Consider the following 16,325-nt stretch of genomic DNA (forward strand, 5'->3'; position numbering starts at 1 on the left):
TCCTTATTGCATTTTTTGCAGCAATTGAATCCGGTACGCTTCGCTCTCCAGCGAGGCGATTTCCTCAAATTCCTCTTTGGTAAGCACCTTTGGCTCTTTAATTGCTTTTGCGATCAGGAAAATTTTCGAGCTTTCCTCAACCACTTCGGTCCGGTAATACGCTTCACGCAAATTGCGGCCTGTTGTAACCAATCCGTGATTGCCGAGCAGAATCGAGCTTGCGTCGTTTACTTTTTCAACCAGCGCTTCAGCCAATTTGTCCGTCGTAGGCAATACGTATGGCACATAAACCGTTTTGCCGACGAGCGCCGCTTGGTCCGGGAACATAATCGGAAGCTCAGTCTCAACGAGAGTGAACGCGATGCAATAAGGCGGGTGCGTATGAACGATTGCTCCGATATTCGGATTCGCCCGGTACGCCCACAGGTGCATCAGCACTTCAGAGGAAGGACGCAGACCGATGTCTGTAATGGCTCCCGTCTCGATATCCACCTCTACCCATTGCTCCGGCTCCACTTCATCGAGTGCGAAGCCGCTTGGGGAGAGATACATTTTGCCCTCATGCTTGGCGCTAATATTGCCGCCAGGACCAACCACCAATTTGTTAGCTACTGTTTTTTTTGCGTATTTGCACAGTTCTTGACGAATATCCATGCTGCTCATCCTAATTTCCTCCGTTCCCTAATATCGTTTATCCCCTTAATGGCACAACGCAGCCGAGCGCCTCTCGGGTAAGAGAAACGGCTCGGCATGCGTGAAAAATTGTTATTTGTACAAAGGTCCAAAATTGTTGCAAGCACGGTAATCGGCGCTTTCTTTGCTTTCAGTGCCGAACAAGCCCCATACGCGCGGACGGAAGATTTGCTCCTCCGACACGTTGTGCATGCTGACAGGAATGCGGAGCATCGAGGCTAGCGTAATCAGATCCGCGCCGATATGGCCGTAGCTGATCGAGCCATGGTTCGCTCCCCAATTATCCATGACATCATAGACCGTCGTGAACGCGCCTTTGCCTGTCAAAATCGGTGCAAACCAGGTTGTCGGCCAAGTGGAGTCCGTGCGTTTGTCGAGCGTGTCATGCACGTCTGCCGGCAGATCAACGGAATAGCCTTCTGCGATTTGCAGTACCGGCCCAATTCCTTTAACCAAGTTAATACGGGACATCGTCATTGGCATGCCGCCGCGAGTCAGGAAGTCCGAGGAGTAGCCGCCGCCGCGGAAATATTCCACGCCAGCCGGACGCCATGAAGTTGCGGACAAGCAGTCAGCTGCTTCCTTCTCCGTAATTTCCCAGAATGGCTTAAGCACAGGCTTACCATCACGTTGTTGTTCGCCAGTGCCGTCCAGTGTTGCCGAGCCAGAGTTGATCAAGTGAAGAATACCGCCGGCAGCATGGCCGCTCAACTCGTGGCCCGTCACGCGTTTAACGGATTCCGGACTCCAGTACGTACGCACATCGGCAAAAATTTGTGCCGTATTCGTCAGCAAGTAGCCGAAGAGCATAACAACGCCATTCAAGCTGTCATTCTCCGTCGATACGAGGAATGGAGGGCGGATACCGTTCCAGTCAAAGGAAGAGTTCAAGATCGACTCCATAAAGTCGCCGTTCGGGAAATGGTCCGTCCATTGGCGCTGGCCCTGGAAGCCGGAGACGATCGCATTATGTCCCATCGCCTCTTCACCGAAGCCCAGCTCAGCGAGACGCGGGTTGCCGACCATCAGGTCGCGGGCGATGAGTGCCATTTTGACAACAGTCTCCCAATCCTTGTCCTTCTGCTCACGCGTCATTTGAATGCTGGCCGGGTTGTTGTCCGGACCTTCAATACAGTTTTCTTTCGTCCATGCAAGCGCTTTCTCATATTCCGCAACATCATAGATTTGCTCTTCGAAGCGGCGTACAAATTCGGACATATCGATATATTCAGTGCGCATGCCCAGATATTCCTGGAAGAACGCATCATTAACGATGGAACCAGCGATACCCATCGATACGGAGCCCATCGACAAATAAGATTTGCCGCGCATATAAGCAACAACGAGACCTGCGTTTGCGAACGAGAGCAGCTTGCCCTTCACATCCTCTGGAATCGAAGTATCAGAAGCTTCTTGTACGTCATGACCGTAAATACCGAATGCCGGAATGCCTTTTTGCGCGTAGCCGGACAATACCGCAGCCAAATAAACCGCACCTGGACGCTCTGTGCCGTTAAAGCCCCATACTGCGTTTGGAATCGATGCATTCATGTCCATCGTTTCCGTACCGTAACACCAGCAAGGCGTTACCGTTATCGATACCCCTACATTTTCACGGGCAAATTTATCCGCGCAAGCAGCTGCTTCCGCCACGCCGCCGATGGTGCTGTCTGCAATGACGCATTCCACCCGTTCGCCGTTCGGATAACGCAAGTGCTCCGAGATCAAATTGGCGACCGATTGCGCCATATTCATCGTTTGTACTTCAAGCGACTCACGAACCCCTTTGCGACGACCGTCAATCGTTGGACGAATACCGATCTTCGGGAAACCACTTTGAAAGCGATATGCTGTATCCACCATAATAAACCCTCCAATGTTAAAATAAGTGCCGGTATCGAATCATTTGCGTTACCGATAACTCCAATTTATCAAGGCTGTACCTTGCTGTCAACTTCTTTCTCTTGTAATATAAAAATATGATTTAACGCGAGGAGCTTAACGGTATGGTTACGATCTATGATATTGCCGCCAAAGCCAATGTATCGGCCATGACGGTTTCTAGAGTTATCAATAACACAGGACGGATTAGCGAGAAGACAAAGGCAAAGGTCAAAAAAGTGATGGAGGAAATGAACTACGTGCCGAATCAGATGGCGCGCAGCCTCGTCCTCCAGCAGACACGCATTCTGTTTCTCCTAATTACTGATATTACGAACCCCTTCTATACGACGTTATCACGCGGAGCGGAAGATGCCGCTACGAAAAACGGCTATCGTCTCCTGTTCGGCAACAGCGACGAGAATCTGGAGAAGGAAGCCGGCTACATGAATACGATTCTGACAACGCGGGTAGACGGCGTCCTCATCGCCCCTACCGGCGATCCTTCGCTGCCGCATCTGGAGCAGCTGCGGCTTCATAACATCCCGTTTGTGCTGCTCGACCGCGAAGTGCCCGGCATCGAATGCGACATCGTGCTCGGTGACAGCAAAGAAGGAGCGAGGCAGCTCGTCGACCAGCTGGCCAGCCAAGGCCATAAGCATATCGCCTTGGTTAACGGCTCCAGCTCCGTCTCCAGCGCCAGAATGCGGCGGTTAGGCTATGAGGAGGCACTCAAGCTGAACGGACTGCCGCTGGATGAAGAGCGGGTATTCGAGACGAGCTTCGGCCCGCGCAGCGACCTGACTGGGCTTGACGCGTGGATCAGCTCGCTGGATCCGCTGCCTTCCGCTATCGTGGCCGGCAACAACGTGCTGGCTGTCGAAGTGATCGGTCTGCTCCGCAAGCGCGGACTGCGCATCCCAGAAGACATCTCGATCGTCTGCTTCGACGACTTCGGCCCCTACTCCGAGATCGATCCCTTCATTACAGTGGTCGCGCAACAGGCGTACCAATTCGGCTACATGGGCATGCAAATGCTCATCGACCGGATTCAGAACCGCGAGGATGCCGGCCCCTGGAAAAAAATCGTACTCCCCGCCGAGCTCGTCGTGCGCAGCTCTGTGAAGCGGCTGCTTGACGAAGCGAGCGGGTAATTCAATGAAATTATGCCGCTCTGTTGTTTCTCTCCCGGCATAAACGTTGGTATAACGAAGCGGCTTCGCTATTTTGCGAAGCCGCTTTCGCTTGTTTTATGACAATAGCTGGCTAATGGTCGTTGAATATGCCAGGAGGCAGCTAAGAGAGGCTTGGCTAATCATTCCAACGTAGCATTTTCGCTGCTAACGGATGGATTGAGTCGCCAAGACCCACTAGAGACTAATACGAACTCAATGCATGGCTGCCCGCTGAATGACTTGCAACGAAGCAGCTTCGCAAATTAACGAACATAACTTCGCTGCTGGAGTCAGTGTGAGGTGGTTCCCGTAACGGAGCGAAGCAAACTTCGCTATCCTCGAACCAAGGTTCACGAAGAGCGAAATTGTCTTCGCTAATTGAACCGCAGCGCTTCGAACATTGGCTAATAGCGAATTTGACTTCGCTAGATAGCGAAGCAGCTTCGCTAGAGGCTCAAGCCAACATTATGGCTATGGCCTCCCGAGATAGCGAAGCAGCTTCGCAAATTAACGAAGATAACTTCGCTGCTGGAGTCAATGTGAAGTGGTTTCCGTAGCGGAGCGAAGCGAATTTCGCTATCCGCGAACCAAGGTTCACGAAGAGCGAAATTATCTTCGCTAGTTGAACCGCAGCGCTTCGAACATTGGCTAATAGCGAATTTGACTTCGCTAGATAGCGAAGCAGCTTCGCTGTAGGTGCACACCAGCATTATGCCATTGCCTCCCTAGATAGCGAAGCAGCTTCGCAAATTAACGAACATAACTTCGCTGTTGGAGTCAATGTGAGGTGGTTTCCGTAGCGGAGCGAAGCAAACTTCGCTATCCGCGAATCAAGGTTCACGAACAACGAAATTGTCTTCGCTAATTGAACCGCAGCGCTTCGAACATTGGCTAACAGCGAATTTGACTTCGCTAGATAGCGAAGCAGCTTCGCTGGAGGCTCAAGCCAACATTATGGCTTTGGCCTCCCTAGATAGCGAAGCAGCTTCGCAAATTAACGAAGATAACTTCGCTGCTGGAGTCAATGTAAGGTGGTTTCCGTAGCGGAGCGAAGCAAACTTCGCTATCCGCGAACCAAGGTTCACGAAGAGCGAAAATTACTTCGCTAATTGCAGAAAACGGCGTCGAACATAGGCTAATAGCGAATTTGAGTTCGTTAGATAGCGAAGCAGCTTCGCTGGAGGTCCAAGCCAGCATTATGGCCATGGCCTCCCTAGTTAGCGAAGCAGCTTCGCTGTAGGTGCACGCCAGCATTACTGCTCTCTTGCAGTTGTCTTGCAGCTCTTTTGCAACTCTCTTGCAGTTGCCTTGCAGCTGTCTAGCCCCAAAAAAAAGACTGGCCCTTGAGCATCAATCTGCTCAAAGGCCAGCCTGGTTCATCGTTTAAAGACTACTACTCAACTTTAATGGAATCGAAGAATTTCTCTTGAACAAGCTTAGCTGCTGCATCCAATTGACCTTGCAGGTTTGTTCCTTTTTTGGAGAATACCTCTTGGATTACGTTAGCCATAGCGCCGTAGTAATCTTGCGTGTTGTACTGCGCTTCTGCTTTACCGTCCAGCAATTTGTTCGATTCAGCGTCATATTTGTATACGTTGTCGTATTTGTCGAAGATGGCTTGCAGTTTTTTGCCGTATTCCGAATCCGCTGCAAAGTAGTTGATGTGCGGCGGGATGAAGTATTTGCCTTCTGCTTTACGAGTTTGGATATCCTTCTCGATTGCAGTCAGATAGTTGTCTGTGAAATAGTCAAATGTAATGTAGCGGAATGCCATTTCTTGCTCGTCTTTCGTAGCGTTCGGGTTGATGATCAGGTAGTCGCCGCCCAGAACGCCAGTGTGCTTGCCGCCTTTTTCAGCCGCAGGCATCGGATATGTCAGAACGTCTTCGATCTTCATGCCGCCTTGGTTCAAAGCTTGCTCCAGAATGTTCTCTGCACCAGCCATAACCATTGCCGTACGTCCATTTGCAAATGCGCCTAGAGCATCGCCCCAGCCCAGTGCCCAGTCTTGCGGAATTACGTTAGCTTCCCATCTCAGCTTGTTGTAGAACTCAAGCGCTTTCAAACCAGCCTCGGAGTTGAATGCAGATGTTACTTTGCCGTCAACCGTTTGCACATCGCCGCCTGCTTCGAACAAGAAGTTCGTCCAGTTCCAGCCAGCTTCCGTTCCTTTACCCATTGGAGCGATACCAGCGATGCCTTTTTTCGTGTCGGCTACGCCTTTTGCTGTGTTCAGCATATCTTCCCAAGTCCAGTCATAGGAAGGAAGAGCAACGCCTTTTTCATCCAGCATTTTTTTGTTTACAACAGTCGTTACTACGTAGCCTTTTTGCGGTACGCCGTAAATTTTGCCGTTGATGTTGAATGTGTTTTGCAACACAGGGTTGATTTGATCTTTGAATTCATAGTTGTCGTACAGTTCAGTGATGTCAGCCGCCCAGCCTTTTTCAACCAGGAAGCTTGCTTCTGTCGCAAATGTGTTGTAGAACGTTGGCGCTTCGTTCGCAGCCATTTTGATGCCGATTTCATCCGGTTTATAGTGCCAATCGCTCTTCACGATTTCAACATTCGGATATACTGCATTAAAACGTGCGATTTTGTCGTCTTCCATCTTGCGGTTTTCCACTTGGTCAGGCAGTGGATAGTAGATGCTGATTTTAATTTTTTTCTTTGTAATGTCATCATCCGGTGCCGCCGTTGCGTCTGTCGTAGCTGCCGGTTTTTGCGTTTCCGTGTTCGGTTCTTTAGTCGGTTCGTTGTTGTTTTTGCTTCCGCCGCTGCAAGCCGAAAGCATGGAGATCAAAAGCACAAGACTGATAAAAATGCCTGCGTATTTACGCATGGAAACTCCCCTTTTCGCTTCGAAATGTTGTTGCATATTCATCATAATGGAGCGCAACGATACAACACGAGGTGTATTCCTATTCCGATTGTGTGCATCATTACGCACCGTGAAATTTGTCATTAACCTTTTACTCCGCCCAAATGCAAGCCTCTCATGATGTATTTTTGGAAGACCAAGAATATGGCGATCGGCGGAAGCATGACGAAGGTCAAGATAGCGAAACGAATGTTGACATCGAGCCTTTGCGCGCCAATTACATACTTGTAAATAGCTGTCGCGAGCGGATATTTTTCATTACTGTGCATGACGAGCTGAGGCCAGAACCAGTCATTCCATGACGACGAAAAGACGAAAATCGCGAGTGTCGAAAAGATCGGAATCGACAACGGTACAGCAATTTGCGTGTACGTTCTCCATTCAGAAGCTCCGTCGATTCTTGCCGCTTCGAACATTTCAAAGTGAAGATCGTCGAAGAAGTTTTTAAGCAACAGCAGAAAAAATGCATTGGCGCCAGCCGGCAGCCAGAGTGCGTAAAACGTATTTAACAGTCCCAAATCCTTCAGGTTCAGGAAGTTCGGAATGATGTACGTTGTTGGCGGAATAAACAGCGTCATCATGAAGAAAAACTGCACCAATTTTTTACGAGGCACATTAAGCTTGGATAAGCTGAACGCGGCAAGTCCCAGCACACCAATCGTTACAATCATATTCCCTAGAAAGATAAATATCGTGTTACGGAAAAAGAGCGGAAGTTCAATAAAATTCCATGCTCTCTTGTAGTTCTCGAAATGCCATCCTTCCTGCGGCAGGAAATGCGGCGGGAACGAGTTGACCTCCACGTTCGCCTTCACGCCATTGAAAAGCGTAGACAAAATCGGATACAGCATGGACGCGACCATAGCAAGAATGACAATAATCATGATCCCGTAACCAATCTGATTCGGTCTCTTCTTAAAGTCATGCGGGGATAATATTCCTCTGTCCAGTGGCTTCATGATTAGTTCTCCCCTTTCCGCTGCAGCCTGTACTGCAGAATGCCGATGGCACCAAGTGCGATGAACATGAGTACGCCCAGAGCCGATGCAACGCCATAATTAAGCTGCGTAAACGCGTTTTTGACAATGTGCAGGGAAAACGTAAGCGTCGCTTTGTTAGGCCCACCGTCAAGCATCGCGTATTGAGATTGATATCCTTGCGACGTTGCAATAATTTGCAGAATAAGGAGAAGTCCAACCAGTTTGCTAATAGAAGGCAGCGTAATGTAGCGAATCCGGTTCCAGACTCCGGCTCCGTCGATTTCCGCCGCTTCGTACCAGTCGCGAGGAATACTGAGTACTGCTGCCAGATAGATCAGCATTGCTGAACCGAAGGATTGCCACGTCTCCATTATAACAAGGGATATCATCGACCATTTCGTATTAGTCATAAAGGCTACAGGTTCCAGTCCGAGTTTGGTGATTGCGAAGTTGATCGGACCAACCGAATCATAGAACCAGCGCCATAGGCCGTAGAGAACAACCAAAGGAAGAACGTTAGGCAAATAAGCTGCCACCCGTACAAATCCTTGAAACCGACGCAATTCAGAGATGGCAATCGCGAACATTATTGGTACCCAAAAGCCGATTACGAGAGCCAAGAACATATAATAAAGCGTATTTTTCACTGCAATCCATACATCGCCGTCACTCAAAGCGGTCTTATAGTTGTCGAAACCGACGAACGAATCACCTTTGACAAAATCGATGTGATAGAAACTGTACACGAATCCTTTTACAATCGGCACCCATAGAAACAGGATGAAGATTGCAACTGCGGGCAATAGAAACAAGAGTCCCCAAAAATATTTCCTTGTCCCGCGGGCCAGCCTGCTCTTCTGCTTAGGTGCGGTATCTGGCGGCCCATACATAGCTGGTGTTGATTGTTCCATTATGTCTCCCTCATTTCTTATCTATCGCTCCATCTCATTGTAGAAAAAAGGGCCCTACTAGATAAGGTGCGTATCTAAGCTAATGATAGGCGATTTTACTTCTTTAGCTCACTGGGACTAATTCCGAAATATTTTTTGAAAATTTTGCTGAAATGCTCCGGAGACTCGTACCCGACCCGCTCCGATATTTCATAGCGCCGTAAATCAGTCTGCAGCAGCAGCCTGCGGCTCTCTTCCATTCGCAATTTAATGACATACTCCCATAAATTAATGCCGGTTTCCTTTTTAAACAAGTAGCTTAAATAGTTAGGGCTTACGTGATTGTTATGCGCGACCTCATGCAAGGTCAGCCCCTTTTGCGCATAACGCTCGTGGATATAGGTCTTCGCTTTGTCTACAATCATGCTCGTCTGAGCGCTCAGCTCTTCCTCAGAAGGCTGCTTCGGATACAGGCTCCAATTGAAATCGCCGTAATAAAATACGAAATGATCCGGATGCTGTCCGCTGAGCTGCAGCGCTTTGTTCGATTGCTCATTCAGCACATTGAGATACTCGATCCCTTTCATAATCTGGCTGATGCCGACCATGCTCGATATGCCTAAAAATTTATGAATGTTGAAATTAAGGCTGCGGCCGATCATATCCAGCTCATTGACCCGATCCGCTCCCGCTTCCTCGTACTGCTCCTCGTTCCATTGCAAAATAACGCCGATCTCTTGATCGGAGCAATAGAAAGCCGTATGGCTTCTCTGCTCGTTGAGCAGCTCGTTCGTAATGTTAAGCGCAGCGTACTGCAGCAGCTTGCCGTCGCCGGACACAAGCTTTCTCTTGCTGTCGCCCGGCCCGCCGTCCCAGTTCAATTTGATGCGCAGCATCGAGAAATAGGGGCCCGCCAGCCGGATCCCGTGCTTTGCTTCCAGCTTTCCTGCAAGCTCGATTGTGCCGCGCGGATCGGCCACGAGACGATTCAGCCACTCCACGCTTTGCGGGAGCGGCTCCGCCATATGGAAATGCTCCCGCAGGCCGGCAATGAGCTCGTCTTGCCCCGCCGGCTCCGGCTTGCGCATTTTGAGCAGCACATTCCTTACTGAGTCCAGAAACTGATCGCCGTTCAGCGGCTTGATCAAATAATCCTTCGCCCCGAGCCGCAGCGCCATTTGCGCATATTGGAACGTCTCATGAGCGGATATAATAATCGTTTCAATCCACGGTTTAATCATTTTCGCTTGCTGCATCAGCTCGATGCCGTTCATCGTTCCCATCTGAATGTCAGTCACGAGCAGATCGATATCCTCCGCCCGCAAGTAGTCCAGTGCCTCATATCCATTGTGCGCCATGTGAATCGTTTGAATATCGATGCCGGAAGCGGCCAGAAGGTTGCAAAGCCCTTTACAGATCAACGGTTCATCATCAACGACCAATATCGTATACATCGCTTTACTCCCCCATTTCAGCAGCAGCCGGAAGCACGATCGTCACGATCGTACCGCCGCCGCTGCGTTTACTATAATGAATGCCGTACAAGTTGCCGAAATGCAGCCGGAGCCTTTGATGAATATTTCGGATTCCGTAGCCCAGCGGCGACGGATTGGATGGTTCTTCATTCAGCATATCCTCAATTGCTTTGTAATCCACTTCCTTATAGCCGTTGTCTTCCACACGAATGAGCAGTTTGTCTTCTTCATAAGCCGCCGAAATGACAATCTCTCCATCCTCGCCCATATGACGGACACCGTGTAAAATCGCATTTTCGATCAACGGCTGCAAGGTGACCTTTGGAATGAGATGATGTGTCATCTCTGCCGGAACGGACCAGATGACTTGGAAATCATAATCATAACGCTTCAACTGCAGATGGACATAAGCGGCAGCATGCTCCAGCTCCTCCGCAAGCGTGATCAGCTCTCTCCCGCGGCTTAAGCTGATCTTCATCAGCTTGGACAGCTCCTTAATCATCTCGGCGGATTCGGATTTGCCTTCCAGCGAGCTTTTCCAATAAATACTTTCCAGCGTGTTGTACAGCAAATGCGGATTAATCTGCTGATACAAAATTTGCAGCTGATTTTCCTTCTGCTTAATCTCCATCTTGTAATTGTTATGGATGAGCACGTTCAATCTTCGCGCCATATCGTACATAGCGGCTATGAGAACACCGACCTCATCATTGCGCCCTCCGCCTGGAGTTTCCGGTACACGCCTGCCGGGCTCGTAGCCGCGGACGAAGGAAGCCAGCTTCTGAAGCGGCCTCATAAGCGATCGCCAGAAATAGACGATCAGAATACATCCGAACAGCGCGTATCCGATGGAAATAAATTGAATAACCCGCTTTAGTTCATTCTGCTGCTGAAGCAGTGATTTGACCGGAATTTTATAAATCAGACGGTGCTGTGACGTTTCATTCTCGTGCATGACATAAATGTAATCGCCAGTCATTATGGGACGAACTTCACCTTTGCCCAAGTAAACGTTTTCAGGGAGGGAAAGCGTCGTTCCCATCATGCCAGGCTCGTTGGAAGCAAGAACCTTGTTGTCCGTATCGGTAAAATAAATTTCACTGCCCGGCAGCTCGACCGACTGCAGTGATTCGCCGATTTTCTTTTCCATCTTGGTGGCAATCAATACGCCGATGACGCCGTGCCCTTCGGATGTCGTATAGACCGCGCGGACATAAGCGAGCGTCTGCTTTTTCAGCAGCATATCATTGCTTTCCGTAATGCGCATAAAGCCCTGCCCTCTTTTCTCAACGGCGGCATCAAACCATACAGGCTTGTTGGCTTTATTAAAGAAATACACGCCGCTTGGCGTCACTTGAAGCTTTGGCGCGAAAAAATAGTAATCATTCGGATCGTAAATATAAAGAGAATAATAGACCGCCTCCCCGCCGTTCAAAGGCGTAGAATAGGCGGCAAGCAGCTTATCCATTTTGTCATATTTGCGTACGCGTTGAATAACCGTATCGGATTCTCTCGGAATCAGCTGCTGTGTCGTCGGATTCTGAATGATCGTCGTCGTAATCCGGTTGACGGTATCAATATCCCGTTCAATCAGCGTGTGGTTTTGCTTGTTCAGCTCGACATAGGCATTGGTTACATGACGCTTCAAAATCTGCTCCGCCTTATTATTGCCGTACCACTGGAGAAGGAAGGTCGGTATAACCAGAATCAGAAACAGCAATATCAGCTGCTGCCTCACTTTAATGCTCGTCATCGGATTTCTAAAGCCCGCTCTCATCTAGTGCTGCACCCCCAGCTCTTATCCTTAATATAGCAAAAAAGCGAACATCCAGTATGTTTAATTTTATTTATTTTATAGTCGTTTTTACCGAGTTTGCACATCCCGACTTCAATCGACAAATGCAGCGAATGACTCCTTGCAAAGTTGTGACTTTGGAATCATATACAATCTTTCCCAGCCGAAGCATAATATTTCTGGCAGTCTGTTTCGATGTCGATAATTGATAAAGAGGAGTGAGCCCATGTCCAAACCCATTCTTATACTGACCGGCGACGGAGCTGAGGTTTTAGAAGTCTATTATCCTTATTATCGCGTGCTGGAGGAAGGCTACGAGGCCGTTATCGCTTCCCCGGAAAAGAAAGTGCTGCATACTGTCGTTCATGATTTCATCGAAGGCTGGGATACCTATACAGAAAAGCCGGCGCATTTGCTTGCTTCCCATATCGGCTTCGCAGACGTAAATCCCGCCGACTACGCGGCGCTTATTATTCCTGGAGGAAGAGCGCCGGAATATATCCGCCAGAACCCGGAGCTTCCGCGCATCGTCCAGCATTTCCTTGATGCAGACAAGCCGGTAGGCGCAATTTGCCATGGTGCTCAAGTCTTTCTGGCACTCCCGGATACCGGTTACTTCAAGGGTCGCACCTTAACAGCTTATAATGCATGCAAGCTTGAAGTTGAACGCTTAGGAGCTACCTATGCTGAGAATACGCTTCATGTGGACGGCAAGCTCGTCAGCGGCCATGCTTGGCCCGACCTGCCTGGTTTTATGAGGGAGTTTCTAAAGCTTGTCCGGCAAGAAAATGCCGGCAAAGAGAGCGATAGCGAGGCGTTGTCGCTGTAGCTTCGCGCGAGCTTTCCCTGCTGCATCACATAATAAACGGCAGCCGGGGCGATGAGCGTATGCTCGTTTTTGATCGCCTCTAGCTGCCGTTGATAGAGATAGATTAACAGATGCACGTCTTCTTTTTGCTGCCGATTCGGCCCATGTTTTCGATTTTCTCGATATAGGCTTTCGCCAGCGGCACTTTGCAGGCCGTATCGCCGACATCAACATGTACCTTGCCGATTGATTCACCAACAGCTTTTGCTTCCTCTGTCAGTTCCTGTACATAGGCGCCTACCGAAATGACAAACTGATTCATCGCATAACGCACGCGATTTCGCTCGCTGTGAATGGCAGCGGCAATTCTATTCAAATATGCACGGATTTCCTGGATCTCAAGCTTTTCGTCAGGCGTAATTGACACATAATTGGAATAAGTACTCCAGCCGCATACCGCAATCATTTCTTCCTCAGACTCTATCCATTCAACAGCCAGCTCATGGGCATATGCGCTTTCCGCTGCTACACCTGCAACGGTATATTCTGCAAGAGAATACCAATACGCTTTTTCAACCCATTGTTGGAGCTGAGCCTTCGTTATCGTTTTAGGATTCACGGTCAGTCCCGCCAAGTACATCGCGTCGTGGTTTCCTGACTGGTAGAGCTGAAGCGCCAGCTGCTGATCCCTTTTAACAGGTTTGACTAGCTTTTTCATATCGCCAATTTTAACACCAAAGAACGGTTCTTTCGCCCCATGCCGTATGTAGGTTTTTTTCGTCTGCTCTGTACCCATTCCGGCTAATGCTTCCAATACCTCTTCGTAAGTCATTAGGTTCGAGTCCCCCTTCATTGCTATGACGAAGCAAAATAACAATAGTTCGCTTGTCCTTGTTCAGTATATCGGAGAGAACGCTTTCTCTCAATATAAATGTTCAGGTTATAACCGCATGATTTACCAGCAGGATGAAAATAATAAAGCTGCCTCAAACAGGTTCGAAATCAACCTTTCGAGACAGCTTTTATATTAATCCCCAATTGGGAACCAGTTCGGCGTACGCTCGACGGTTCTCCGTATCGGGTCGGGTTTGTTGTAATTGTTGTCCGAGGATGGAGCAGCTTTGGTTGTGCATGCCCCTTTATGTCCGGCATTCACTTCAAACGGCTTTCCTAGCGTATGGGATTCTTCCTTACCGCCGCCTGCATGGTCAAATAAAAGCTGATAATCTCGATTCATCTGCTGCATCATTTCCTTTTCTTTGGCTTGCTTCAGTCTCAATTCTATTCAATTGCTCTGTCAGTTCCATAAACCAGGCCTCATCCCATGTCGAAAGCGCAAGGTCAATCAGATTGCGGACAGAAGCTTCATCCTGTTCAATTTGCTCCGGCAGTTTTTTCAGCCATTTCTCACGTACGACAGTCGGCTTGCCAATTGAGCCCTCGTTATCCGATTTCACCACATTGACCTTCACGATTCCTTGCAGTGCGTCTATTTGCTCAACAAATCCAAGAATGAATTCACCGTTAACCGTTCTTCCCTGTACCCAGTCGCTCACTTCGTATTTCATGACAGACACCGCCTTAATCAAGAATAGTCAAACTGTAACTTTATTTAGTACTGTAATAATAAAATACACAGTTGAAGATGTCAAGCGGTTATTGGGGAGAAATTTGAGATGACTACTATTCTGCGAACCTTTTATGAAGAAAGTACTCCTGCACCTCCCTTCTAAACTAAGTGATGAATTAAAAATAAGAAAACCACATAGAGTTTTACACTCACATGTGGTCATTTATAAAATGTAATGTTACTTTCTCTTATCGGTAAAATAAAAAAATGAAACAAGAACTGCTATACCCACTAAACTGAAAAAAACTTTATCCCCTTGGCTCAAGTTAAAACCACTTGAAGAACCATAATAAAAAATAAAGATAACGGTATTTATCGACACAAGTGAAAAAATGATTTGAATTCTGTTGAATCTTGAAAAGATAACCATCCGAAACAATGCCCCCTGCGTTGGCTATTAATAGTACAATTATCAGAATCTCAGTAGTCAAAAGAACCCTCCATTTCATTGGAAAACCAGAGGTTTAATCCAATGCCTATTCTAGAGGGTACACCTCAAACTGCACAACAGTTTTCTTAGTTAACATCTATACTCTTGTCTGAATCTTCACAGCACGTTTCAAAACATCTCCATCTTTTATAACCCGCAGTTCATCATAACTAATATTTATTACATATCCGTCATTAAAAGATATATACACATTTGCATCATAATTATTAGTTTTTATCCATTTAATAAACTTAGAACATTGTTCAATCAAAATACTTTCATCCATGAAAGTAAATTTATTTTCTAATTTAACATAAAAGGTAGCATGTGTTTTGATATCGCTATTTAAATTTGTATAAGAACTACTCTCTGTTAGTTTTTTATTAATACTCTTCCCTCCCTCGATATATAAAGTCACCCGTGGATTACCATCAAAAATGCCTCTAATAGCTTCGGATGCTTCATTAGATACAGTGTGTTCTACTTTCGCAACATAATAGTTATCAAATAAATTATTACTATAATCCTCTAACACTTCAAACTGTATACCACTTGGAAGTGTGATAATCGACTTATATTCACCTGTTTTAAAACTGTGAACAGTCGATAACTTATACTCACTAGAAAAATTATAATTAACTTTAGAAAGATACTGCTCAGTCCTTTGTGCAAAATTCGCTCTCCCCCAAGGCGTTCCCTTGAAACTAAAATGTATGCTACTAACCATGGCTAGCACTAACAAAATGAGTATCCCAATTATTATTAGTTTATTTCTCCTAGAGACCATCCTGGCTTTCACCCTAACAGAATTAGATTTCATTTTTCACCTACTCTCCTGTTAGTTTGAAGGATCTAATTTCTACACTATTTTGGTTTTCTCGTCACTAAATTTCTAATTCTGCCCATACAATTAATATTAGGGGTACTTACTCTGAAGCACCAGAGCCAAGAATCTGTTTCCATACAACAAAAAATCCGCCAACTCTCACAGCTGGCGGACTCTTGTTGTTTATTTGAATTTGTAAGTCCAGAACCGCTCAGTTCCGAAACGTTCGCGCACTTCTCTGCGCTTCCAGCTGTCTGGTCCTTCAAGTTCCTTGATCTGGAACTGCGAACGGTGGGCAAGCACCGAGGCGACCTTTTGCTCCAAAAAGTCGTTGACATCGTTATACACATCGGGTTCCCCGATATTCTCGACCGTATTTCTTGAGAAGGCCAAGCATAATACTGGTGGCCGCTCGTTGGCTGGCAGACGTCCTGCCGTTCTCACAACAGCAGCGCCTGTCGCATCATGATCAGGATGGACGCTGTATCCAGGATAGAAGGTAATGATAACGTCCGGCGCAACCTCTTTGATCAATCCGTCGATTGTTTCGTCCAGCTTGTCCTGATCCTCGAATTCGATCATTTTATCATGGAAGCCAAGCAGCCTTAAATCTTGGATACCAATTGCAAGACAAGACTCCTCCAGCTCTTTTTGGCGGAATTTAGGCAGCGTCACACGGTTGGCAAAAGGCGGAATTCCCATCGTCCGGCCCATTTCGCCAAGCGTTAAGCAGCCATAGGTGACATGCGCGCCATTCTCGATCGCTTTAGCCAGCGTTCCTGAGAGCCCGAAGGCTTCGTCGTCCGGATGCGGTAAAATGACGAGGATGCGTTGATACGGTTGAAAAGTTGCCATCGATAT

14 protein-coding genes are annotated in these 16,325 nt (G+C 47.7%); 2 read left to right on the forward strand and 12 right to left on the reverse strand.

From position 1 onward, the window contains the following. Positions 1 to 3: 3 nt before the first annotated feature. Together ACFVVF_RS11200 and ACFVVF_RS11205 are read right to left on the reverse strand one after the other, a co-directional pair. The gene (locus ACFVVF_RS11200) at positions 4 to 663 is read right to left on the reverse strand and encodes a class II aldolase/adducin family protein (RefSeq protein ID WP_387808446.1); all 660 of its coding nucleotides are present in this window, start codon (positions 661 to 663) and stop codon (positions 4 to 6) included. A 102-nt stretch (positions 664 to 765) separates the two neighbouring features. Next, positions 766 to 2,556 (reverse strand): L-fucose isomerase, encoded by a 1,791-nt coding sequence (locus ACFVVF_RS11205; protein ID WP_387808448.1) that lies wholly within the window; start codon positions 2,554 to 2,556, stop codon positions 766 to 768. A 143-nt stretch (positions 2,557 to 2,699) separates the two neighbouring features. Here ACFVVF_RS11205 and ACFVVF_RS11210 point away from each other — a divergent pair, with 143 nt between their 5' ends. Then, positions 2,700 to 3,728: a LacI family DNA-binding transcriptional regulator gene (locus tag ACFVVF_RS11210; protein WP_387808450.1), complete on the forward strand. Its 1,029-nt coding sequence runs from the start codon at positions 2,700 to 2,702 to the stop codon at positions 3,726 to 3,728. 1,414 nt (positions 3,729 to 5,142) lie between these two features. Here the strand turns inward: ACFVVF_RS11210 and ACFVVF_RS11215 are convergent. The 5 genes from ACFVVF_RS11215 to ACFVVF_RS11235 form a co-directional block, all read right to left on the reverse strand. Beyond that, positions 5,143 to 6,591 carry an ABC transporter substrate-binding protein gene (locus ACFVVF_RS11215; protein ID WP_387808453.1) on the reverse strand — a complete coding sequence of 483 codons (1,449 nt, stop codon included), beginning with the start codon at positions 6,589 to 6,591 and terminating at the stop codon, positions 5,143 to 5,145. 122 nt (positions 6,592 to 6,713) lie between these two features. Further along, positions 6,714 to 7,589, reverse strand: a complete 876-nt coding sequence (locus tag ACFVVF_RS11220) for a carbohydrate ABC transporter permease (protein WP_387808456.1) — start codon at positions 7,587 to 7,589, stop codon at positions 6,714 to 6,716. A 2-nt stretch (positions 7,590 to 7,591) separates the two neighbouring features. After that, complete coding sequence (locus tag ACFVVF_RS11225; RefSeq protein ID WP_387808459.1) at positions 7,592 to 8,521, reverse strand: carbohydrate ABC transporter permease; 930 nt, start codon at positions 8,519 to 8,521, stop codon at positions 7,592 to 7,594. A 95-nt stretch (positions 8,522 to 8,616) separates the two neighbouring features. Beyond that, the gene (locus ACFVVF_RS11230) at positions 8,617 to 9,954 is read right to left on the reverse strand and encodes a response regulator (RefSeq protein ID WP_387808462.1); all 1,338 of its coding nucleotides are present in this window, start codon (positions 9,952 to 9,954) and stop codon (positions 8,617 to 8,619) included. A 4-nt stretch (positions 9,955 to 9,958) separates the two neighbouring features. Further along, the gene (locus tag ACFVVF_RS11235) at positions 9,959 to 11,752 is read right to left on the reverse strand and encodes a sensor histidine kinase (protein ID WP_387808465.1); all 1,794 of its coding nucleotides are present in this window, start codon (positions 11,750 to 11,752) and stop codon (positions 9,959 to 9,961) included. Positions 11,753 to 11,996: 244 nt separating this feature from the next. Here ACFVVF_RS11235 and ACFVVF_RS11240 point away from each other — a divergent pair, with 244 nt between their 5' ends. Beyond that, positions 11,997 to 12,599: a DJ-1/PfpI family protein gene (locus tag ACFVVF_RS11240; protein WP_387808468.1), complete on the forward strand. Its 603-nt coding sequence runs from the start codon at positions 11,997 to 11,999 to the stop codon at positions 12,597 to 12,599. A 103-nt stretch (positions 12,600 to 12,702) separates the two neighbouring features. On the opposite strand, the gene ACFVVF_RS11245 is transcribed toward ACFVVF_RS11240, so the two are convergent. The 5 genes from ACFVVF_RS11245 to bshB2 form a co-directional block, all read right to left on the reverse strand. Next, complete coding sequence (locus ACFVVF_RS11245) at positions 12,703 to 13,410, reverse strand: DNA alkylation repair protein (protein ID WP_387808471.1); 708 nt, start codon at positions 13,408 to 13,410, stop codon at positions 12,703 to 12,705. Positions 13,411 to 13,605: 195 nt separating this feature from the next. Continuing rightward, complete coding sequence (locus ACFVVF_RS11250) at positions 13,606 to 13,815, reverse strand: hypothetical protein (RefSeq protein WP_387808474.1); 210 nt, start codon at positions 13,813 to 13,815, stop codon at positions 13,606 to 13,608. Next, positions 13,787 to 14,146 (reverse strand): IDEAL domain-containing protein, encoded by a 360-nt coding sequence (locus ACFVVF_RS11255; RefSeq protein ID WP_387808477.1) that lies wholly within the window; start codon positions 14,144 to 14,146, stop codon positions 13,787 to 13,789. The genes ACFVVF_RS11250 and ACFVVF_RS11255 overlap by 29 nt, the downstream gene beginning before the upstream one ends. A 589-nt stretch (positions 14,147 to 14,735) precedes the next feature. After that, entirely contained in the window at positions 14,736 to 15,458 is a 723-nt protein-coding gene (locus tag ACFVVF_RS11260) for a hypothetical protein (protein WP_387808480.1), read from the reverse strand. A 189-nt stretch (positions 15,459 to 15,647) separates the two neighbouring features. Beyond that, on the reverse strand, positions 15,648 to 16,319 hold the full coding sequence (bshB2, locus tag ACFVVF_RS11265) for a bacillithiol biosynthesis deacetylase BshB2 (RefSeq protein ID WP_387808483.1): 672 nt from the start codon (positions 16,317 to 16,319) through the stop codon (positions 15,648 to 15,650). Between the last annotated feature and the right edge of the window lie 6 nt (positions 16,320 to 16,325).

Origin of the sequence: Paenibacillus sp. NPDC058174 (genome assembly GCF_042883865.1) — a bacterium.
Lineage (GTDB): Bacteria > Bacillota > Bacilli > Paenibacillales > Paenibacillaceae > Pristimantibacillus.

Bases quoted from the DNA above. Each gene is read 5' to 3' on its own strand.
- ACFVVF_RS11250 (WP_387808474.1), bottom strand. From the start codon at position 13,815: ATGAATCGAGATTATCAGCTTTTATTTGACCATGCAGGCGGCGGTAAG.
- ACFVVF_RS11235 (WP_387808465.1), bottom strand. From the start codon at position 11,752: ATGAGAGCGGGCTTTAGAAATCCGATGACGAGCATTAAAGTGAGGCAG.
- ACFVVF_RS11230 (WP_387808462.1), bottom strand. From the start codon at position 9,954: ATGTATACGATATTGGTCGTTGATGATGAACCGTTGATCTGTAAAGGG.
- ACFVVF_RS11215 (WP_387808453.1), bottom strand. From the start codon at position 6,591: ATGCGTAAATACGCAGGCATTTTTATCAGTCTTGTGCTTTTGATCTCC.
- ACFVVF_RS11225 (WP_387808459.1), bottom strand. From the start codon at position 8,521: ATGGAACAATCAACACCAGCTATGTATGGGCCGCCAGATACCGCACCT.
- ACFVVF_RS11260 (WP_387808480.1), bottom strand. From the start codon at position 15,458: ATGAAATCTAATTCTGTTAGGGTGAAAGCCAGGATGGTCTCTAGGAGA.
- ACFVVF_RS11205 (WP_387808448.1), bottom strand. From the start codon at position 2,556: ATGGTGGATACAGCATATCGCTTTCAAAGTGGTTTCCCGAAGATCGGT.
- ACFVVF_RS11245 (WP_387808471.1), bottom strand. From the start codon at position 13,410: ATGACTTACGAAGAGGTATTGGAAGCATTAGCCGGAATGGGTACAGAG.
- bshB2 (WP_387808483.1), bottom strand. From the start codon at position 16,319: ATGGCAACTTTTCAACCGTATCAACGCATCCTCGTCATTTTACCGCAT.
- ACFVVF_RS11210 (WP_387808450.1), top strand. From the start codon at position 2,700: ATGGTTACGATCTATGATATTGCCGCCAAAGCCAATGTATCGGCCATG.
- ACFVVF_RS11240 (WP_387808468.1), top strand. From the start codon at position 11,997: ATGTCCAAACCCATTCTTATACTGACCGGCGACGGAGCTGAGGTTTTA.
- ACFVVF_RS11220 (WP_387808456.1), bottom strand. From the start codon at position 7,589: ATGAAGCCACTGGACAGAGGAATATTATCCCCGCATGACTTTAAGAAG.
- ACFVVF_RS11255 (WP_387808477.1), bottom strand. From the start codon at position 14,146: ATGAAATACGAAGTGAGCGACTGGGTACAGGGAAGAACGGTTAACGGT.
- ACFVVF_RS11200 (WP_387808446.1), bottom strand. From the start codon at position 663: ATGAGCAGCATGGATATTCGTCAAGAACTGTGCAAATACGCAAAAAAA.